This is a genomic window from Neobacillus drentensis (assembly GCF_021560175.1).
GTDB lineage: Bacteria > Bacillota > Bacilli > Bacillales > Cytobacillaceae > Neobacillus > Neobacillus drentensis_A.
On record NZ_CP091110.1, the window covers coordinates 1,405,107 to 1,427,120 of the forward strand.

The window sequence follows — 22,014 nt, forward strand, 5'->3', positions numbered from 1 at the left end:
ACAAAAGGGGAATAAACTGATGAAAAAACTATTAATCTCCATTTTACCCCTAATAGTAATGTTGGCCTTCACCGGTTGTTCAAAAAGCAGCAGTGCCATTTCTTCCAAGAATAGTGAAGAGAAAATCACACTGAGAATTGCCTGGTGGGGAGAACAGCCTAGACACGATTATACACTGAAGGTTATAAAATTGTTTGAAGATAGGAATCCAGACATCCATATTGAATTTGAATTTTCCAATTGGGACGATTATTGGAAGCGATTGGCTCCCATGGCAGCCGCAAACCAGTTGCCAGACATTATTCAAATGGATCTTCTCTATTTAAAAGCTTATAGCAAGAATAATTTTCTAGTAGATTTAACGCCCTACATCGAAAATAACACCATTAATACCAAATACATTGACGAAAAGGTCCTATCAGGAGGGAAAGTGGGGGACCAGTTATACGGTTTTCCCTTAGGATTAAATGCCCCGGCTGTTATCATGGATACCAACTTAGTAGTCTCTACCACAAATCAGCCTCCTAAGCAGAATTGGACATGGGATGATTTTGAAAAGATAGCACTGGAGGTCCATCGGCAAAAAAATATATATGGAACCAATGGGATGAAACCGCCCGAGGTATTTTTCCCATACTTTCTACGAACGAATGGAAAAAATTTATACAATCAAGAGGGTACAGCCTTAGGATATGATGATGACCAATTATTTGTTAACTATTTTAATAGGCAATTAAGATTATTAGATAGGGGCGCATTCCCAAGGGTAGATGTGACGGAACAGATTAAAGGGATAGAGGACGAACTCCTTGTAAACAAACAATCTCCGATGACTTGGGCCTATTCAAATCAATATTATGGTTTTTCTAAAGCAACTGGGCGGCCGCTTGAGATCATGGCACCTCCAGGACCAAATCAACAAGACAGTATGTCTGTAAGACCAAGTATGCTCTTTTCAATCACTAAAAGTTCCAAACATCAGGAGGAAGCGGCAAGATTTATTAACTTTTTTGTTAATAATATCGAGGCTAACCAGCTAATAAAAGGTGAAAGAGGCGTACCGGTTTCATCTAAAGTAAGCGTGACCGTAAAAAATGGTCTATCAACTGAAGAGAAAAAAGCTTTTGACTACGTATTCCATGTTGAAAAAACTAGCAATCATGTTGAGAAAGCAGATCCACTAGGAGGAATTGAAGTAGTCAATTTGTTACAGGATATCTCTGAGCAAATCCTTTTTAAAAAAATTACTCCCTTACAAGGGGCGCAGAAATTTAGAAAAGAGGCCGATGAAATTCTTCAGAAAAATAAATAAGTTATTTTTAGAGAGAGACATCATCTTGTTTTGAAAAAAACAAGATGATGTCTTTTTTTATATCATTCCAAAATAAATGTCTGATTTTTAAACAAACTGCTCGGTTATTTATATTCAGACAATTCTAACAGTGAAGGTATAATTACAAATGTAAACACTTACAAAAAGGAACAAGGGGGATTCAATTAATGAAAAAGTTCATGATTCTGCTGTTTTCACTTATTCTAGTATTCTCATTAGCAGCATGTAGCGGAAGCAGTAAAACAAGCAAGAGTGAATCTGATGGGAAAGAAAAAGCTGCAAGTAAAGATGAAAAGGTTACACTTCGTATTGCTTGGTGGGGGTCACAGCCAAGACATGATTACACATTAAAAATCATTGATATGTATGAGAAACAAAACCCTAATGTGAAGATTGAAGCAGAATATGCCAGCTGGGATGATTATTGGAAAAAGCTAGCACCACAAGCAGCTGCCAACCAATTACCAGATATTATTCAAATGGACCTTTCTTATTTCTCCCAGTATGCAGAAAACAATCAAATCGCTGATTTAACTCCATACTTAGGCAAACAAATCGACACCAAAGATACCAATCAAAATATTATTGATGGAGGAAAACTTGGTGACAAATTATATGGACTCAATGCAGGGGTAAACGTCCTTGGTTACCACTATGACCCTGCATTACTTAAAAAAGCAGGTGTAGAATCTCTTGATGAAAACTGGACATGGGATGATTATAAAGAAATCGCCAAAAAAGCAAAGGCTGCAGGTCTATTTGTTGATACTGGTGTTAAGGCAGATGTATTTTTTAATTACTATTTAAGAACACAAGGAAAGTCTCTTTATAGCAAGAATGGTACTGGCTTAGGATATAAGGACGATAAATTGTTTGTAGACTTCTTCAAAATGACTTCTGGTTTAGTAAAAGACAAAGCTGTTCCAACTCCAGACTATATGGCACAGGTAAAAGGAATCGAAGATGATCCAGTTGTTAAACAAAAAGCAATCGGTATTTGGCAATGGTCTAATCAGTTTGTTGGCTTACAGCAAGTTGCAAACCGTCCGCTTAATATCAGCAACATGCCAGGGCCAGATAGTGATAAAGGATTATTCTTAAAACCAAGTATGTTCTGGTCAATTGGGAATAACTCTGAGCATAAAGAAGAGGCAGCAAAGTTTGTTAACTTCCTAACAAATGATATTGAAGCTAACAAATTAGCGCTTGGAGATCGTGGTGTACCGGGATCTGCAGCAGTCAAGGAAGCCTTAAAGCCGCTGCTATCTCCAGCACAGCAGCAAGTATTTACTTATGTGGAATGGGCTGAAAAACATAGTTCAGCATTTAATGGTCCAGATCCAGTTGGAGCAGGGGAAGTTATCGAGCTTTTTGATAGCTTAAATGAGCAAATGAGCTATGGAAACTTAAAAGTAGAAGATGCTGCAAAACAATTTAGACAACAGGCTGAAAGCATTTTGGCTCAAAATAAGAAATAATTTTCATCCGATAGCTGGTCCTTTCTCGGATCAGCTATCGCCCTTTCAATTTTAGGGTGATGGTCCGCAGAAAAGGAGATGGCAAAATGGCTACACGCGTCGTGAAGGAACACGTTCAAGAAAGTATTTATATCGCACCTGTGACTGCACGTAAACGGGCAATGAAGGAAAATATAAAAGGCTATTTATTTATTAGCCCTTTTGTGGTTGGATTCCTTGCCTTTACATTCATACCTATACTCGTTTCATTATACTTATCATTTACCAAATATAATCTATTTTCCGCGCCACAATGGATTGGTTTAGAAAACTATAAAAAAATGTTTACGGCTGATCCAAGGTATTGGCAATCATTAAAAGTTACCCTCATTTATGTATTCGCTGGTGTACCGCTAAGACTGGCATTTGCACTTCTAATAGCAGCGATTTTAAATACAGCATCTCGGGCAGTTGGCTTATACCGTTCCTTATTTTATCTGCCATCATTAATTGGCGGGAGTGTGGCTGTCGCAATTATGTGGCGTAACATCTTTGGAGATAAAGGGATTATTAATCTCTTATTAGAACTGCTAGGTATCCCTAGTGTCAGATGGTTCGGTGACCCAACAGCTGCGTTATGGATGTTAATCTTTTTGTCAGTGTGGCAGTTTGGTTCTTCAATGTTAATCTTCTTAGCCGGATTAAAAGGAATTCCAAAAAGCTATTATGAAGCCGCAAGCGTGGACGGTGCTAACGGATGGCATAAATTCATCAAAATTACCCTTCCAATGTTAAGCCCAGTCATCTTATTTAATGCAGTCATGCAGACGATTGGTGCTTTTATGACATTTGTTCCAGCGTTTATCATTTCAAAAGGTACCGGGGGACCTTTGGATGGAACACTTTTATATTCCCTCTATTTATTCTTACAGGGATTCGAATTTTTCAATATGGGCTATGCAGCTGCAATGGCGTGGATCATGCTCATTATCGTAGGGGTTTTAACGGCCATCATTTTTGCAACATCAAAATTCTGGGTTCACTACGAATCAGAAGGAGGGAAATAACGAATGCGGATAAAATCAGTAAAATGGTGGACGTATCATATCCTTGTAGGTGGATTTGCCGTTCTAATGCTTTATCCAGTTATTTGGCTCCTGATGAGTTCGTTTAAAGAAAGTAATGCCATCTTCGTAACAGCCAAATCACTAATACCTGATCCATTTATTTTGGATAACTTTGCGGAAGGCTGGAAGGGGATTGGCGGCAATTCCTTTGGAGTGTTTATAAAGAATACTGCGGTTCTGGTTATCGTAACGTTAATTGGCCAAGTAATTTCATCGTCGTTAATTGCCTTTGGCTTTGCTAGATTAGAATTTAAAGGTAAAGCAATCTGGTTTGGGCTTATGATGGTAACTTTGATGCTGCCTTATGAGGTTGTCATGGTTCCACAATATATCATCTTTTCGAAACTTGGATGGCTTAACTCGATTAAGCCAATTGCAATACCCGCATACTTTGGCCATCCATTCTTTATTTTCTTGCTAGTTCAATTTATCCGCACCATTCCAAGAGAGTTGGATGAAGCGGCAACCATTGATGGCTGTAATACCTTTAATATTTTCTATAAAATCATTTTGCCATTAATTAAACCAGCTTTGGCAACTGCGGCAATTTTCTCCTTCTATTGGACTTGGGATTCCTTACTAGGACCGGTATTATACTTAAACAGCCCGGCAAAATATACCGTTTCAATGGCATTAAATATGTTCTTAAGTAATGAAACTGTTTCGAACTGGGGTGCGATGTTTGCCATGTCCGTAGTGACCTTGGTTCCTGTCTTTGTCATTTTCTTTATCTTCCAAAGATATGTAGTAGAAGGAATTAGCACAAGCGGATTAAAAGGTTGATGATTCGTGCCACTCCTTAATATCGGAGTGGCAGGGCTTGATCAACTTTTTACCTATCTGAAGGAGGATGCGTATGGAAACTTCAAGTATTTTGGGCGGTATATATAAACTGATGGATTGGATCTCGAAACTAGCGTTATTAAATCTATTATGGATTGGCGCTACTATTCTTGGTCTGGGTGTTTTCGGCTTTTTTCCCTCGACTGTCGCAATGTTTGCAGTTGTGCGAAAATGGATGCTGGGCGAAGAAGAGGTTTCGATTTTAAAAACCTTCTGGGCTTCTTATAAAAAGGAATTTATAAAAAGTAATCTTCTCGGTGTGTTTATTGCAGCTGCAGGATTGGTGTTATATGCAGATCTGTTATTCATTCAAAATGCAGGAAAAGATATGGCCGCATTTCTCTATATACCATTTTTCATCATCACTTTTATTTTTGTATGTACACTTTTTTATCTCATTCCAATATTTGTCCATTATGAGATGAAATTAGCCGAAGTAATCAAGAATTCATTTTTTGTTATGATTATGAATCCACTTTCCACTCTATATATGCTGATAGGAAGTTTTGGAATCTGTTTTGTTCTTTCCTATGTACCGCCTATCTGTATCTTATTTAGCGGAAATTTATTAGCAATGCTATTCATGAAACCTGCATGTAACTCGTTTAATAAGATTCAGCGTAAGCATGAGGTGTATTTACAGGAACAAGGTATATAGAATCGGGTCACCTTAACGGCTGCCCGATTTTTTATATAAAAACTACGAACAAGGAGGACAGACTAAACTACATCTATGAATCTTTCATAAAGAAATTATTCACTATTCTTTAATTGGAGGAAAATAATGATTAAAAAGTTTTCAAAAAAGTTGCCCGTTGTCGTTAGTTCTGCCATGGTCTTATCAATGTTTGCTGGGGCAGGAGTAGTCCCGACAAAACAAACCCATGCTGCTGAGTTAACCAGTCTAAAATTTGATTTCGGTTCTAGTTCAAGCCCAGTGGCCCAAGGATATACCCAAGTTACCAACACTATGCTTTATAGCAGTGATAGAGGTTTTGGATTAAGCAAATCGGTAGATTTTAGGGATAGAGGGGTACCTGATGACCTCCGAAGGGATTTTAATAATGGATCAAATTATACCTTCTCAGTGGACGTTGCAAATGGAGAATATTATGTGAATGTAATAACGGGGGATCAAACAGCTAGTAATAAAACTAGTTTTACCGTGGAAGGACAATCACTAGGTACGATATCCTCAAGTGCAGGCAACTTTGCAGAAAAGTCAAAAATAGTGACGGTTAAAGATGGCCAGTTAAACGTTGATATTGGAGAGAATGGACGGGTCAATGCGATAGAAATTATCCCAATGGCGGCTCCAACTGGATTAGCACTCACAGAAAAGAATCTTTATCCTGATACATCTGTTTCATTAAAATGGACTGAGGTAAATGGGGCACAAAGTTACAATGTTTATCGAAAAGCCGAAGGAGAAACAGCGTCAATTAAAGTAGGAAGCACAAGCACCCCGGAATATAAAGATGAAACGGTTCAACTTGGTTTGAAATACGAATATTCTGTTACTCAAGTAAATGAAAAGGGAATTGAATCAGCAGCGAGTAATCCAATTAATGCAGCTCTAGTAGATGAAACAAAGGAAGTGCCAAAAACTCCTGCAGGTACAACACTCACCCATGCAACAGACACATCGCTCGCTTTCCAATGGAATACTTCGGATGAAGCATTGATGTATTATGTCTACCGGGCAAAATCTCCACAAGGGCCATTTGAAAGAGTGGGGATTTCCAAAAATGGGGAGTTCAATGATCAGTCCGTTTCACCAACAAGACATTATTACTACAGAGTCACAGCTGTTAACCTAGGAGGTATTTCTGATCCTTCAAACACGATTGAAACACCTATAACAAAGGTGGTTCAACGCCAAATGGAAAAGCTTGACCGGGGCCTAGTTGCTGTAAAAGTTGAAAACGGTGTTTATGTGGGCTGGCGTATGTTAGGGACAGATCCTGAAGGAGTCGCGTTTAACGTTTACCGGGACGGGCAAAAGGTTAATAAAGAGCCGATTACATCAAGCACTAACTTTTTAGATAAAAATGGGGCAAAAGATTCCAAATACGATGTACGTGCCGTATTTAATGGAAATGAGGAACCGCTCGGAGAGGCTTTAGCCGTTGTGTGGGGCCAAAATTATTACGATCTCCCAATTCAAAAACCAGAGGGTGGAACGAGTCCTGATGGAAAATCCTATACATATAGTGCCAATGATGCAAGTGTAGGGGATGTGGATGGAGATGGTCAATATGAGATTATCTTAAAATGGTACCCATCTAATGCCAAGGATAACTCCCAATCAGGCTATACTGGAAATACCTATGTGGATGCCTATAAGTTTGATGGCACAAGACTGTGGCGGATCGATCTAGGCAAAAATATTCGTTCCGGGGCCCATTATACCCAAATGATGGTTTATGATTTAGATGGAGACGGAAAAGCAGAAGTTGCGATGAAAACAGCTGATGGAACCGTCGACGGTCAAGGGAACGTTATCGGTGATGCCAATGCAGATTACCGTAATTCCAGCGGCTATATTTTAAGCGGACCAGAATTTTTAACTATTTTTGATGGCTTAACAGGAAAAGAGCTAACAACGACTGATTATGATCCGCCAAGAGGTAATGTCGCTGATTGGGGAGACAGCTATGGTAACCGTGTAGACCGCTTCCTTGCAGGTATTGCCTATTTGGATGGGGAAAGACCGACTCTTCTAATGGCACGCGGCTATTATACAAGAGCCGTCATAGCTGCATATAACTGGCGTGACGGAAAGTTAACAAAGGTGTGGACGTTTGATAGTAATAAAGAAGGCAATGGAGGGTACGCCGGACAAGGGTACCACAACCTAAGTGTTGCTGATGTAGATCAAGATGGTAAGGATGAAGTTGTCTATGGTGCAGCGGTCATCGATGATAATGGAACGGGTCTCTATACAACCGGTTTAGGCCATGGAGATGCCCAGCATGTTGGTGATCTAGATCCAACCCGACCTGGTTTAGAGATGTTCGCTGTTCATGAGGATAAAAACTCAAAATATGGGATTGAATTTAGAGACGTCGAAACTGGTGAGGCCATTTGGGGTCAATTTACCGGAAGAGATACCGGAAGAGGATTATCGGCGGATATTGATCCTAGATATCCGGGAGAAGAGTCGTGGGCGGTTAAGGGGGCATGGAATGACCCTACTGGTGATATGTTCACGGCTCAAGGAGAAAAAATTTCGTCTGACATCCCTGGTGCCAACTTTGCCATTTGGTGGGACGGTGACCTGCAGCGTGAAATACTAGACCATGGCAATTTTAATGATGCCGATCAAGTCGGGGTAGGAACAATTGGTAAGTGGGACTACGAGAATAAAAAACTAGTAAATATCTTAACTGCAGATGGAACTTTCTCTAATAATGGTACGAAAGGTAACCCGACCTTACAAGCCGATCTATTTGGTGACTGGAGAGAAGAAGTCATTTGGAGAACGGAAGATAGCAGTGCATTACGAATCTATACAACTACAGATATGACAGAGCAGCGTATTCGCACATTGATGCACGATCCTGTGTACCGTGCCGGTGTTGCTTGGCAAAACGTCGGGTATAATCAGCCGCCGCATACTAGCTTCTTCTTAGGCTATGATATGCCAACTCCGCCTGTTCCAAGTTTATACTTAAATAAGGTGATTTCTGCTGCAGCCGATGTTAATCCAAATGTAATTGATAGAAAACAGACAAATGGTAATGTTCCATTGACTGTTACTATTGAATTGGATAAGGAACATAAAGTTTCGGAGATTAATTCTGCAACTGTTAAAATGGTTGTTAACCGAAAAACGATTTTTGCAAAAACACATCCGTCTGTAAATGGCGAGAAAACGAATAAATTAATGGTTAAATTTGATAGACAGCAAGTTTCGGAAGCTTTAAAAGGTTATACTGGAGCTGTTCAGGTCCATATTAGTGGGTTCTTACAGGATGGGGTTAGCTTTAATTCGAAGGCTGAACTAACTTTGAAATAATGTGAAAACTGGGAGAGACAGCGGTGTAATCGGCTTTCTCTCCCATTTGAATTCTATTAAAAGTGGAGGATAAAAGAATGACGGAAATTTTTCCGCTTTGGAATGATATAAATCTAGAAGTAAGTGGACCAAACGAAAATGCGCCAAGCATCCAGCCTTTCTTACTTGAAGGAACTGGGCCCTTTTCGGTTATTATTGTAGCGGCGGGCGGTGCATACGCAAGACGCGCAGAACATGAAGCATATCCAGTTGCAAAATGGTTAAATTCAATCGGAATCTCATCGGTTGTGCTCAATTATAGGGTGGCGCCTTACAAGCATCCTATTCCATTGAATGATGCAAAACGGGCCATTCGAATGGTTCGGTCACTTGCTGGAGACTGGAATCTAGATCCGAACCGTGTGGGGATCCTTGGATTTTCTGCTGGAGGGCATCTAGCATCCAGTGCGGGGACTCATTATGATCTAGGGAACCCGGAGGCCGAAGACCCTGTTGAGCGATATAGCAGCCGTCCGGATCTAATGATTCTTTGTTATCCTGTAATCACGATGGGAGAATTTGCACACGAAGGCAGCCGAACAAATTTATTGGGAGAATATCCTGACGCTGAGTTAGTGGAACTTTTATCGAATGAAAAACAAATTACAGGGGAAACACCACCGGCATTTTTATGGCATACTGCCGATGATGCCTCTGTACCAGTTGAGAATAGTTTACTGTTTGCAGCGGGGTTAGGCCGCCATAGGGTTCCGTTTGATTTACATATTTTTGAAAGCGGCAGGCACGGTTTAGGTTTAGCGGAGGAACATCCTGAGGCTAGCGAGTGGACGAGGCTATGTGAAAAATGGTTAAGGAAACAGAATTTTTAGCTTGCTGTTTGTATGGTTGCTTTTTTTGAGAAGTACATTGGCTTTATGGAAAGTGCCGATAAGTTCTCGAAAAGTGCCGATAAGGTGCTAAAAAGTGCCGATAAATCCCCAGAAAGTGCCGATAACTGCTCGAAAAGTGCCGATAAAGTAAAAAATTAAAAATCGATAGTTGCTCTCGGGCACCTGTCGATTTATTTTTTTATTAAAAGATTACTATTCAAAAGTAAACAAACATGTAATATAATAAAAACAAAAATAAATAAAAATCTAATTCAGGTATTTAAGATTTTTAGCTTCATTTAAAGGGGATGAAGATTCATGAAGGTCAGCTTATTTGCAACCTGCCTTGTAGATATGTTCCAAAGTAATGTCGGAAAAGCAACCGTTGAATTACTAGAAAGACTAGGTTGTGAGATTGAGTTTCCAGAGTCACAAGTATGCTGTGGTCAGCCAGCTTATAATAGTGGTTATACAAAAGAATCCAAAGAAGCAATGAAGCGAATGATTGATACCTTTCAGAATGCTGAATATGTGGTGTGTCCATCAGGATCATGTGCCTTTATGTTCCACGAATATCAACATGTATTTAAAGGAGATCCAGTTTGGGAACCAAAGGCCAAAAAACTGGCAGCAAAAACATTTGAACTCACTCAATTCATTGTCGATGTATTAAAGGTTGAAGATGTAGGGGCAAAATTTGAGGGGACAGCCACCTATCATACCTCTTGTCATATGACGAGATTACTAGGTGTTAAAAGAGCACCCATGATTCTCTTGAATAATGTCAAGGGATTAGAGTTTACTGAATTGCCAGGAAAAGAACAATGCTGCGGATTCGGAGGAACTTTCTCTGTTAAAATGACACAAATTTCTGAACAGATGGTCGATGAAAAGGTTTGTCATGTGGAAGAAACAGAGGCTGATTATTTAATTGGTGCGGATGCAGGCTGTTTGATGAATATCGGCGGCAGGATTGATCGCAAAGGTAAACCGATCAAGGTTCTTCATATTGCTGAAGTATTAAATAGCCGCTAATCGTTTTTTGGCGACCAATACGAGATTGCTTGGAATGGGGGAAAAAATAGATGGCAATGAAGATCAGCGACCAGCAATTCAAGGAACGTGTCGAAAAAGGAATTCACGATTCCTTTATGCGCGGAGCCGTTGCTGGCGCTCAAGACGGAATGGGAATAAAGCGGCGTGTTGCCGCTGAAGAGCTTGGAAATTGGGAAGACTGGCGTTCACATGGGGAAGAAATCCGTCAGCATGTGTTAGAACATTTGGATTTTTATTTAGAACAATTAAGTGAAAATGTGGCAAAACGGGGCGGGCATGTCTTTTTTGCTCAAACAAAAGAAGAGGCCAATGACTATATCCGAGGAATTGTTCAGCAAAAAAATGCTAAAAAAATTGTGAAATCAAAATCGATGGTGACCGAGGAAATCAGTTTAAACGCCATGTTGGAACAAGAAGGCTGCCAGGTTATTGAAACAGATCTTGGAGAATACATCCTTCAGGTTGATGACCATGATCCGCCGTCACATATAGTGGTACCAGCGTTACACAAAAATAAAGAACAGATTCGCGATGTATTCACAGAAAAGCTTGGCTATACAAAGACTTCCAAACCCGAAGAACTAGCTTGGCATGCCCGAGAAACACTCCGTCAGGAATATTTAACGGCAGATATCGGGATCACCGGCTGTAACTTTGCGGTTGCTGAGACAGGGTCTTTCAGTTTAGTTACAAATGAAGGGAATGCCGATTTAGTTACCGCCTTGCCGAAAACACAAATCACCGTAATGGGAATGGAGCGAATTGTGCCGACGTTTGAAGAGATGGAAGTGCTCGTCTCCTTATTAACAAGAAGTGCGGTCGGACAGAAGCTAACTAGTTATATCACTGTTTTGACTGGACCTAGAGAAGAATTGGACGTGGATGGTCCTGAAGAATTCCACTTAGTTATCGTCGATAATGGCAGGTCCAATATCCTTGGTGGAGAATTTCAATCCGTTCTCCAATGTATCCGCTGTGCAGCATGTGTCAATGTTTGTCCGGTTTACCGTCATGTTGGGGGACATTCGTATGGATCCATTTATGCAGGACCAATTGGTGCTGTCTTATCACCTTTACTTGGCGGCTACGATGATTACAAAGAGCTTCCCTATGCCTCGACACTTTGCGGGGCCTGTACCGAAGTTTGCCCGGTGAAAATTCCGTTGCACAATCTTCTTCATAAGCATCGAGAAGTAATCGTAGAAAAAGAAGGAAAAGCACCAATCTCAGAAAAATTAGCCATGAAGGCATTTGGACTAGGCGCAGCTTCACCAGCCCTCTATAAAATTGGTTCAAAAATCGCTCCAACGGCGATGAATCCTTTTACAGTGGGAGATAAAATTTCTAAGGGACCAGGACCATTAAAAGCCTGGACTGATATCCGTGAGTTCCCAGCCCCAAATAAAGAGAGATTCAGAGATTGGTTTAAAAACCGTGAAAAAGGGGGCCAATGATGATGCCAGGAACAGTACAAAATCGTGAAGCCTTTCTAAATCAAATAGCCACAAGACTTGGGCGGCCTCGAATCTCTAAATCTGTGGAGAGACCAGACTGGAAGTTCCGTCCTCAGGAAGAAGTTTTAAAAGATGCTACACAAGACGAATTGTTAGATGTATTAAAAGAACATTGTAAAAAAATTCATACAACTATTTATACGACGGATATTAGCGGGCTGTCATCAACCCTAAAAGAAGTCGTTACAAATTACGGCGGCGGTCCAATTGTAACATGGAAGGATGAGCGCTTTTCTCAGTGGGGCCTCGAATCTTTAATGAAACAAGAATGGCCAAGCCAAAATATCGATGTGTACGAATGGGATCATACAAAAGGCGAAGAAAACATCACTAAAGCAGAGCGGGCTAATGTTGGGATAACCATTAGTGAAATCACCCTGGCTGAGTCCGGAACTGTGGTTTTATTCAGTGATGAGAATAAAGGACGTACGGTCAGCTTTTTACCTGCTACCTATATTGCTCTAATTCCAAAGAGTTCCATTGTTCCTAGAATGACACAAGCGGCTCAAAAAATGAGAGAAATCCATCAAAAAACAGGCCATGTTGCATCCTGCATTAATTTTATAACTGGACCAAGTAACTCAGCTGATATTGAGTTAAATCTGGTTGTCGGTGTACATGGACCGGTAAAAGCGACTTATATCGTCATTAACGATCTGTAAAACGTATAGATTAGCTGTTCTATTCAATCAAGTTGATTTTTTAGGACAGCTTTTTATATATGAACGAGGAAGTTATTTTTAAAAAATGAAAGCGTTTGACTACTAAAGGAGGAATTTTCATGAAGATAGGTTTTGTTGGAACCGGATGGTTTACAAAAACTCATGCAAGTATTTTAAAAGAAATAGATGGAGTAGACATTACAGCATTTTGCGGGACTAGTTTGGAAAAAGCGGAAAAAGAGGCAAGAAATTGGTCAAATGCTGCTGGCTATTCAAATGTAGAAGAGATGTTGGATAAGCAGAAATTAGATGCGGTTTATATTTGTGTACCACCCCATGCACATGGAGAAATTGAAGCCGCCTTAATTGATAGAAACATCCCATTTTTTGTGGAAAAGCCGCTTGGGAATAATGAAGAACCAAATGATCTTGCTAGAAAAATAAAGGAAAAGGGTCTTATTACTTCTGTAGGTTACCATTGGCGGTATAAGGATACGACTAATAGAGTTTTATCGTTACTAAATGAATGTCGAGTTGGAATGGCATTGGGGTATTGGATGGGTTCGATGCCAATGGTTCCCTGGTGGAGAGATGTACATAAATCAGGTGGGCAATTTGTCGAACAGACGACACATATTGTGGATCTGCTTCGTTTCCTATTTGGTGACATTAATGAAGTATATGCAGCCTTTAATAACCAGATTATGCAGGAAAAGGTTGAAGGAACGACAGTGCCGGATGTAGGAAGTGTGACGATGAAACTTAAAAATGGCATGATTGCCACGATATCCAATACCTGCATTCTAAAAAACTCAAGTAAGGTTGGTCTTGAAATCTATTCAGATGAAGGGATTATAGAACTGAGTAATGATTTATTACGAGTGGTAAGCGGTAATCGAGTAGAGGAATACAAGGAAGAAACAAATCCTTATCTTGCAGAGAATAAGATTTTCCTTAATGCTGTCCAAACTGGAGATCCATCTAAAATATTATCAACCTATCATGACGCTTTAAAAACGCATCGTGTAACAGTTGCTGCTAATCAATCTGCCATCAGCGGGCAGCCAATATATTTGGGATAAATCCAATAAAACAAAAAAATGAAAGATTTATGAACTTTCTATTCAAAAATAAACAAACATATATTATAATAAAAACAGAAGATAACAAACATAAAAACAAAACAAACGGAGGATTTCGGATGGTACAGAATCTTTGGAATCAAGAAACAGCTTCACAGGTAACAAAAGGGGTAGAAGAATTAGTCTATCGTTCCAATTTAATTGGGTCTGATCGTGCGGTTTGTAACTATGGCGGTGGTAACACTTCCATGAAGACAATTGAAAAGGATTTCCGCGGCCGTGATGTGGAAGTGATGTGGGTAAAAGGAAGCGGTTCCGACTTAGCAACGATGAAAGCAAAGAATTTTACTGGTCTTAATTTAGCAGACATTCGTCCATTATTCGAACGGGACGAAATGCCAGATGAGGAAATGGTTGCTTATCTTGCACATTGTATGATCGACAGCAAGCACCCAAGAGCATCGATTGAAACATTATTACATGCTTTCTTACCTTTCAAACATGTGGACCACACACATCCAGATGCTATCATTAGCCTTTGCTGCGCAGACAATGGCAAGCAGTTAGCTGAAGAGATTTTTGGAAATCGTTTTGTTTGGGTTCCATATATCCGCCCGGGATTCACTCTTTCAAAAATGATCGCACAGGGAGTATTAAATAACCCAAATGCGGAACTAGTCTTAATGGAAAAACACGGTCTGGTAACATGGGGAGAAACTTCTGAAGAGTCTTATGCAAAAACAATCGAAATTATTAATGAAGCGGAAGCATATATTAATGAAAGAATTGATGAAGCAACTGTATTTGGCGGCCAAAAATATCAATCTCTTTCTGAAGAAGAAGCAACTAGCATTCTAGCAAAAGTAATGCCCGTTATCCGAGGTGCGGTAAGTGATGAGAAGAAAATGCTTTTAACTTACGATCGTGGTGACGATGTTCTGCAATTTGTGAACAGCTTTAAAGCACCAGAACTTTCACAAATCGGTGCAGCATGCCCAGACCATCTTGTTCATACAAAAATGATTCCACTTTATGTGAACTGGGATCCACAATCCAAAGATGTGGAAGCTTTGGTTGCCAGCGTGAAAGAAGGAGTAGCTAGCTTTAAGCAATCTTACCAAGAATATTTTGAGCAAAATAAAAACGAAGGCGACAAAATGTTTGAGCCGGCACCACGTGTGATCTTAATCCCTGGTATTGGTATGGTGAACACTGGTAAGGACATTAAAAATTCAAGAATCAGCGGCGCCTTATACCACCGTGCGATCGCTGTTATGAAGGGCGCTACAACACTAGGTGAATTTGTTTCTCTAAGTGCAAATGAATCCTACAATGTAGAATACTGGCCATTAGAATTATACAAATTATCACTTGCTCCAGCTGAGGCAGAATTCTCTAGAAAAGTAGCCTTTATTACTGGAGGAGCTGGCGGAATTGGAAGTGCAACAGCACGCCGTCTTGTATCAGAAGGAGCTGCCGTAGTTCTTGCTGACCTAAACCTTGAAGGAGCGGAAAAGGTAGCAGCTGAAATTAACGAACAATTTGGAGGAGATCGTGCGCTTGCTGTTAAGATGGATGTAACAAGTGAAGAAATGGTTCAAGCTGCCTTTGATCAAACTGCATTAACATTTGGCGGAGTGGACATTATTGTCAACAATGCAGGTCTTGCTACATCAAGTCCATTCGAGGAAACAACACTTAAAGAGTGGAACTTAAACATGAATGTATTAGGAACAGGCTATTTCTTAGTTGCCCGCGAAGCATTCAAGCAAATGAAAGATCAAGCCATTGGCGGTAATATGGTGTTTATCGGTTCTAAAAACTCGGTTTACGCTGGTAAAAATGCGGCTGCATATAGCTCTGTTAAAGCGCTTGAAACTCACTTAGCAAGATGTATTGCAGCAGAAGGCGGCGAGTATGGCATTCGCGTAAACTCTGTCCTTCCAGATGCGGTACTTCAAGGTTCAGCTATTTGGGGATCAAGATGGCGTGAAGAGCGTGCCGCAGCATACGGCATTGAACCTGATCAATTAGAAGAGCACTATCGTAAACGTACTACGTTACTAGTAAACATTTACCCTAGCGATATTGCAGAATCCATTGCCTTCTTTGCTTCATCCAAATCAGATCGGACAACTGGATGTATGCTAACAGTAGACGGCGGAGTACCGGCTGCGTTTACGAGATAATAAGAGTAAAAAAAGTCTGTCATTGACAGGCTTTTTTTATGGGTTTGAAAAGCAAGGTATAAAGAGAGTGTCTAAAGGACAAATTTTTCTAATAGTGACTGGATTTGTCTAATAGAATTGTTCTATGGGACAAAAGTTCAGTAAAATCCAAGCAAACTGTCCAATAGAGAGCTTCTAAAGGACAGATTTGCTGTTTGTGATAGGGCTTTTGTCCAATAGGGTTTGGTCTAAAGGACAAATTTTTCTAATTTCAACTAAATTTGTCCAATAGAGACTTTCTAAAAAAAGTTTCCCTTATAATACAAAAAAATTGTCCAATAGAGTTCAATCTATTGGACAATTTACCTATTAGCATTCTTTAAAATTTATTGTTTTCTGATTATTTTCAGCCAACACATCCAAAAACATTGAGATAGAAGGATTCAAATTGTTTTTCTTCCAAGCCATAACCAGTTCAAAATCATGCCCCTCCATGCCATCAATTTCGATAAACCGAAGCGATGGGCTTGATACCGCTTCAAAGCTTTTTGGCAGGATAGAGATACCTATTTCAGATTCAACCAGTACTGGAACCGTATCGACAAATCGGGGTTGACTCACAATTCTTGGAGTCAGCCCATTTTGTTCACATAAATGGACGATAAAATCATAAGAACCTATTGGTGAATCATGGCGGTTATGGATAATGAATGGCTCTGTTGCCAGATCTACAAGCTTGATTGTTTTGCGACTAGCAAGAGGGTGATTTTCATGCATGACAATACAATATCGTTCTTTTGCTACCGTTTGAATCTCAATTTCTTCAATTCTATGCAATCCAGTCGGCTGGGTAAGAGCTATGTCTATTTCTCCTTCTTCTAACGCTTCCTTTAACATTTTGCTAGGAAAATGGTTTAAATGAAGTTCTACCTTTGGATAAAGCTCACGGAACCGCTTAATGATTTCTGGCAAAAAACTACGTACATGGACACTCAAAAAGCCAATCGACAGATTCCCAATCACACCTGCATCCGTTTGTTTAGCTTTTTCAATCGCACCAGATGTTTTTTCTACAATCTCCATTGCCTCTTTTAAAAAGACAGCCCCTGCAGGTGTAAGCTGTACTGAGCGTTTATTTCGTATAAAAAGTTTAACACCAACTTGTTCTTCCAAGTCGGCAATTTGATGGCTGATCGCAGATTGAGCCACATAGAGTTGATTGGCGGCTTTAGTAAAATTTAGATGCTCTGCTACGGTAATAAAATAGCGCAATTGTCGAATATCCATAGGATCCTCACTTGTTATTTAGTTATCATTATTTTATCATAAGAAGCAGAAAGTAGTCGAAATTATGCGAGTATTCTATATTAAACAACCTTTAAAGATTACATACTCCAAGAAACATTAATGCAAAAACGTGATTACAGAAATCGAATACCTATATTTCCAATTTTTCTTCATTCGTATTATGGTTAATTTGGAAGCGCTTAATTTAAAATGGAATTTTAGATAAGGAGTGGGGATGATGGTTCTAAATGTCGTTGGCAACCTACCTAACGAGAAGAAACCATATTTTATTAAAAATGGCGAGGGAGAACGATATCTTTTCGGTACCCAAGTTGCCTCCCTGGTTGCTACAACTGAAAGCACCGGTGATATGATGGAGATTGTTCAATTATGGGGAGGAAAAGGTGATAGTTTCCCAGCACATGTCCATGAACAAGCTCACGAGGGCATCATTGTGCTCGACGGAAGACTAGAAGTCGAATTGGATGGACAATTGTATTTATTAACGGCAGGAGACTATGTAAGTATTCCAGCAGGAACTGTTCATGCTTACCGGATGCAAAGTCATCGAACACGTTTTTATTCGTTTACTGTGAATGGTCACGTTGCTAAATTATATTCGATTATTGGAGAGCCATTTTCTAAGTTTGAACGCCCTCCTGTTTCTACGAACCTCTTAAACTTTGATATTTTAAACCAACATCCCGCTGGACTAGATATTAAATTCGTAACTAGTCATCCAACAGAAGGATTACCTCAAATGATTAGAGGTAATGCCATTCCGCAAGAGGTTCAACCTTATGTACTTGAATCAGGTGAAGGGGTCCATCTTCTTAGCGGCGATACGGTTCATACACTCCTAACGACTAAAGCCGCAACAGACAGCAAGTTTCTTGTACTTATTTCTGAAGGACCTAAAGGACAAGCTATTGGTGAACATGCGCATGAATTAACGAATGAGACCTTTATGTGTTTACAAGGAGAAATGACTCTCTGGGTGGGTGGTGAAGAGTTGCATTTATCACCAGGTGATTTTGCCTATGTGCCGGCAAATACACCACATCGCTTCCGCTGTGACGCTCATTATACAAAGTTCTTTGGATTATTGACTCCAGGAGAATTTGAAGATTTTTTCCGCATTCTAGGAGACCCTTACGAACATTCAATCTTCCCATGTGAACCAGCTCCATATCGATTTGACCGAGTGATTCAGCGAATCAACGAGCTCGATTTAAAATTATTAGGAAAGCCGCCAGGTGCTCCACCAACTGAAGTTGAAGAGGTTCATTGATAATGAGTGAACGTTTTGAAGTAAAGGTTAAACCAGATCTTGAATTTGCTGCTCCAAATGGGAAACCCTTACTATTGGATCTTTATTTGCCTATTGGTACAGAAGGGCCTGTGCCTGTCATTGTCTGGCTCCATGGCGGCGGCTGGCGAATTGGTGACCGAAAGCTTGGACCGGATTTCCGTGTAAGATTTGCAGAACGGGGTTTTGCCATGGCCAGCATTGAGTATCGATTAAGCAGTGAAGCAACGTTTCCTGCACAGATTCATGATGTAAAGGCGGCCATCCGCTGGCTTCGTTCGGTTGCAAAAGAATATGGGCTTGATAGTGAAAATATTGGTCTTTGGGGCTCTTCAGCAGGAGGGCATCTGGCAGCGTTGGCTGGTACGACAGGTTTTGGTAGACTTGAAGGTTTAGAGTTGGGAAATCAAGACTTTTCGAGTGAGGTTCAAGCTGTTGTTGATGGGTATGGTCCGATTGATTTCTTGCAGTTGGATGTGCATTTAGAGTTTACACCTTCTGATGATCCGGAATCCAATCGTTTAAATTCCGTTCAGCGACATACTGATCCGGATTCTCCAGAGTCAAAATTGCTTGGAGCACCCATTGAAATCGTTCCTCACCTTGTTCGTGAAGCAAATCCAATCACGTATATTGATAAGAAAGTACCGCCATTTCTTATTCTGCATGGAATGAGTGACGCAGCTGTCCCTGCTCACCAAAGTGAGCTGCTGTATAAAGCGTTAAGTGAACAGGGAAATGAGGCAACACTCTGTTTAATTGAAGGACTGGGACATGCATTTTTTAATAAAAATGATCTTGATGGCCAGCCTCTCGAAGTTACCCTTCGCAAGGCTGGAAGAGGAGAACCTAAGCAGATAGAGACTGGCAGTAAGAGGATATTTGAGTTAGTAGAAACATTTTTTCGCAAACACCTTATTGAAAAAGGGTAAAAGTCGAATCGATACTCCGTTTAGACGGGGTATTTTTTTTTTGTTTTACCAAGAGGATGGAAAGTAATTTCCAATTAATGTAGAATCGAGGCCAGGATTTGTAGAATAAATAAAATATTTGTAGAATTGCTTCTTTATTTCGTAGAATTCCGCATTTACTTTGTAGAATTCCTATGAAATTAACTAAATTCTGGCGCTATGAGGACAAGCAGGGTAGAAAATCATAAGGTTTTGTTCGCTGAAGGGATCGAGTAAGGAGATTATGTTCCTACGTTTGTGATTTGTAAATTATGAACAATCAGCTATGGAAAAGAAAAAGTACCAAATGATCGAAAATCATGATTACTCAAATACAATATGTGTATTTCAAAAAAATTTTATTGTAGCTTATCATTAATTTAAGAGAAGAACACATTGTTGTGTTTGAAAAACGAGGAGGAGATCCCATGAAATTACTAACCTATTCCATAAATAATCAACCGTTACGACTCGGCATTCTAGTCGACGAAAATACCATTGTAGACCCGCAGCAAGCCTATATCGAGCTTTTAACCCAAAATGGTCAGCAAAGAGTAAATGAAATTGCAACCGCTTTATTACCAGCTAATCCAACAGAATTTATTGCAAACGGTGACCTCGCCTTAAAAACTGCAAAAGAAGCGATTGCCTTTGCCCTTGAGAATGCAGAACATTCATCGGCTATTTATAAAAAAGAAAATGTACAAATCGGAGCACCTGTCCTAAAGCCAAATAAAATTATCTGTGTAGGCCTAAATTACAAGAATCATATTCTCGAAATGAAACGTGATCTTCCGGTTCACCCAGTGATTTTTGCCAAGTTTGCTACAGCAATAGCCGGTCCAAATGATGAATTTCCACTAAAATCAAATTTGACCAAAAAGCTAGATTATGAGGCAGAGTTGGCGTTTGTCATTGGAAAAGAAGGAAAAGACATTCCGTATGAAAATGCATTGGACTATGTGTTTGGTTACACCGTTGCTAATGATATTACAGCCCGTGACATGCAAAAGCGGACGATTCAATGGCTGCAAGGAAAGACCTTAGATAAGAGTCTTCCACTTGGCCCCGTTTTAGTAACAAAGGATGAGATTCCAAATCCGCACAGTCTCGACATTTCGTTAACCGTTAACGATGAAGTAAGACAAAACTCGAACACTGAGCAGCTTTTGTTCAATGTAAATCATCTAGTTGAATTTTTATCAGGCATCGTAACGTTAGAGCCAGGGGACATTGTCCTTACAGGTACACCCGGTGGTGTCGGTGAAGCACAAAACAAGTTCTTACAGGATGGTGACATAGTAAAAGTTGAAATTGCCGGGATTGGTGCAATTGAGACAACAATCGTGGAGGTGAGCAAAGAATGATTATGAATCTTGAACCAATACGAGATGTAGCCCACTTGGCGCATATTGAACTATTAACTCCTAAGCCAACCGAGAGTCTAGAATTTTTTCGAGATCTTCTCGGAATGGAAATCGTCCATCGAGAAGGACAATCGGTCTTTCTCCGCGGCTGGGGAGACCAGCAGCTTTATAGCTTAAAACTGACTGAAGCTCACCAGGCGGGTTTAGGACATGTGGCATTAAGAACTTATTCGGAACAAGCACTCGAGCGCCGTGTAATTGATTTGGAGAGAAGCGGACATGGAATAGGATGGACAGATGGAGATTACGGGCATGGCCGTTCCTACCAATTTCGCGATGCGGATGGACATGTTTTAGAAGTGTTCTATGAGGCAGATAAATATATTACTCCAGATCACTTAAAACCAGGTTTAAAAAATCAGCCCCAAAAATTTTCAGCAAGAGGCGCAAGTGTAACACAACTGGATCATATTAATTTGTTCAGCTCTAATGTCGATGCAGATAGCTCATTCTTTCGAGAGCAGCTTGGTTTCAGATTAAGTGAACAAGCGATTACCGATGAAGGCAACCAAACGACGGCATGGCTTCACGTCACCAATAAATCATATGACCTAGCTATTTCTCTCGATAAATCAGGTGCCCAAGGACGTTTTCATCATGCCGCATTTAAAGTGGAAACTGCAGAAATGGTGCTCCGCGCCGCAGATGTATTTTTAGATAATGGAATATTCATTGAAGCACCACCTAATAAACATGTGGCCGGTCAAACAATGTTTGTTTACGTCTATGAACCGGGAGGAAATCGGATTGAGGTATGCTCAGGAGGTTTTCTCATCTATACACCAGATTGGGAAACCGTTACCTGGACACCGGAGGAACGGAAAAAAGGATTAGCGTGGGGAACACCGCTTCCATCTACATTTCACACATACGGAACACCAAACTTAGACAAATAAACCAGAGGAGGTC

General features: G+C 40.2%; 17 protein-coding genes. 16 read left to right on the forward strand and 1 reads right to left on the reverse strand.

Translation table 11 applies throughout. From position 1 onward, the window contains the following. The first annotated feature begins 19 nt into the window (after positions 1–19). From L1999_RS06675 to L1999_RS06730, 12 genes are all read left to right on the forward strand, one after another. Complete coding sequence (locus L1999_RS06675) at positions 20–1,312, forward strand: ABC transporter substrate-binding protein (protein WP_235742838.1); 1,293 nt, start codon at positions 20–22, stop codon at positions 1,310–1,312. Between the two features lie 188 nt (positions 1,313–1,500). After that, entirely contained in the window at positions 1,501–2,811 is a 1,311-nt protein-coding gene (locus tag L1999_RS06680; protein ID WP_235742839.1) for an ABC transporter substrate-binding protein, read from the forward strand. Positions 2,812–2,972: 161 nt separating this feature from the next. Continuing rightward, the gene (locus L1999_RS06685; protein WP_235744273.1) at positions 2,973–3,857 is read left to right on the forward strand and encodes a carbohydrate ABC transporter permease; all 885 of its coding nucleotides are present in this window, start codon (positions 2,973–2,975) and stop codon (positions 3,855–3,857) included. A gap of 3 nt (positions 3,858–3,860) precedes the next feature. Beyond that, positions 3,861–4,700: a carbohydrate ABC transporter permease gene (locus L1999_RS06690; protein WP_215040374.1), complete on the forward strand. Its 840-nt coding sequence runs from the start codon at positions 3,861–3,863 to the stop codon at positions 4,698–4,700. 73 nt (positions 4,701–4,773) lie between these two features. After that, positions 4,774–5,418: a YesL family protein gene (locus tag L1999_RS06695; protein ID WP_235742840.1), complete on the forward strand. Its 645-nt coding sequence runs from the start codon at positions 4,774–4,776 to the stop codon at positions 5,416–5,418. A 126-nt stretch (positions 5,419–5,544) separates the two neighbouring features. Then, positions 5,545–8,781: a rhamnogalacturonan lyase family protein gene (locus tag L1999_RS06700; protein WP_275677409.1), complete on the forward strand. Its 3,237-nt coding sequence runs from the start codon at positions 5,545–5,547 to the stop codon at positions 8,779–8,781. A gap of 77 nt (positions 8,782–8,858) precedes the next feature. Beyond that, entirely contained in the window at positions 8,859–9,650 is a 792-nt protein-coding gene (locus L1999_RS06705) for an alpha/beta hydrolase (RefSeq protein WP_235742841.1), read from the forward strand. Between the two features lie 318 nt (positions 9,651–9,968). Further along, a complete protein-coding gene (locus L1999_RS06710) occupies positions 9,969–10,685 on the forward strand; it encodes a (Fe-S)-binding protein (protein WP_215040379.1) in 717 nt (238 codons plus the stop codon). A 50-nt stretch (positions 10,686–10,735) separates the two neighbouring features. Further along, positions 10,736–12,160 (forward strand): LutB/LldF family L-lactate oxidation iron-sulfur protein, encoded by a 1,425-nt coding sequence (locus L1999_RS06715; RefSeq protein WP_235742842.1) that lies wholly within the window; start codon positions 10,736–10,738, stop codon positions 12,158–12,160. A 2-nt stretch (positions 12,161–12,162) separates the two neighbouring features. Then, positions 12,163–12,882, forward strand: coding sequence for a LutC/YkgG family protein (locus tag L1999_RS06720; RefSeq protein WP_275677410.1), 720 nt, complete (start codon positions 12,163–12,165; stop codon positions 12,880–12,882). 119 nt (positions 12,883–13,001) lie between these two features. Continuing rightward, a complete protein-coding gene (locus tag L1999_RS06725) occupies positions 13,002–13,964 on the forward strand; it encodes a Gfo/Idh/MocA family protein (protein WP_345790880.1) in 963 nt (320 codons plus the stop codon). A 119-nt stretch (positions 13,965–14,083) separates the two neighbouring features. Beyond that, complete coding sequence (locus tag L1999_RS06730; RefSeq protein ID WP_235742843.1) at positions 14,084–16,153, forward strand: bifunctional aldolase/short-chain dehydrogenase; 2,070 nt, start codon at positions 14,084–14,086, stop codon at positions 16,151–16,153. A gap of 348 nt (positions 16,154–16,501) precedes the next feature. On the opposite strand, the gene L1999_RS06735 is transcribed toward L1999_RS06730, so the two are convergent. Continuing rightward, positions 16,502–17,419 (reverse strand): LysR family transcriptional regulator, encoded by a 918-nt coding sequence (locus L1999_RS06735; protein ID WP_235742844.1) that lies wholly within the window; start codon positions 17,417–17,419, stop codon positions 16,502–16,504. Between the two features lie 238 nt (positions 17,420–17,657). Here L1999_RS06735 and L1999_RS06740 point away from each other — a divergent pair, with 238 nt between their 5' ends. The 4 genes from L1999_RS06740 (at position 17,658) to L1999_RS06755 (ending at position 22,001) form a co-directional block, all read left to right on the forward strand. Next, a complete protein-coding gene (locus L1999_RS06740; RefSeq protein ID WP_235744277.1) occupies positions 17,658–18,710 on the forward strand; it encodes a quercetin 2,3-dioxygenase in 1,053 nt (350 codons plus the stop codon). A 2-nt stretch (positions 18,711–18,712) separates the two neighbouring features. Then, positions 18,713–19,660 (forward strand): alpha/beta hydrolase, encoded by a 948-nt coding sequence (locus L1999_RS06745; protein ID WP_235742845.1) that lies wholly within the window; start codon positions 18,713–18,715, stop codon positions 19,658–19,660. A 446-nt stretch (positions 19,661–20,106) separates the two neighbouring features. Further along, positions 20,107–21,045: a fumarylacetoacetate hydrolase family protein gene (locus L1999_RS06750; RefSeq protein ID WP_235742846.1), complete on the forward strand. Its 939-nt coding sequence runs from the start codon at positions 20,107–20,109 to the stop codon at positions 21,043–21,045. Beyond that, on the forward strand, positions 21,042–22,001 hold the full coding sequence (locus tag L1999_RS06755) for a VOC family protein (protein ID WP_235742847.1): 960 nt from the start codon (positions 21,042–21,044) through the stop codon (positions 21,999–22,001). The genes L1999_RS06750 and L1999_RS06755 overlap by 4 nt, the downstream gene beginning before the upstream one ends. The last annotated feature ends 13 nt before the right edge of the window (positions 22,002–22,014 follow it).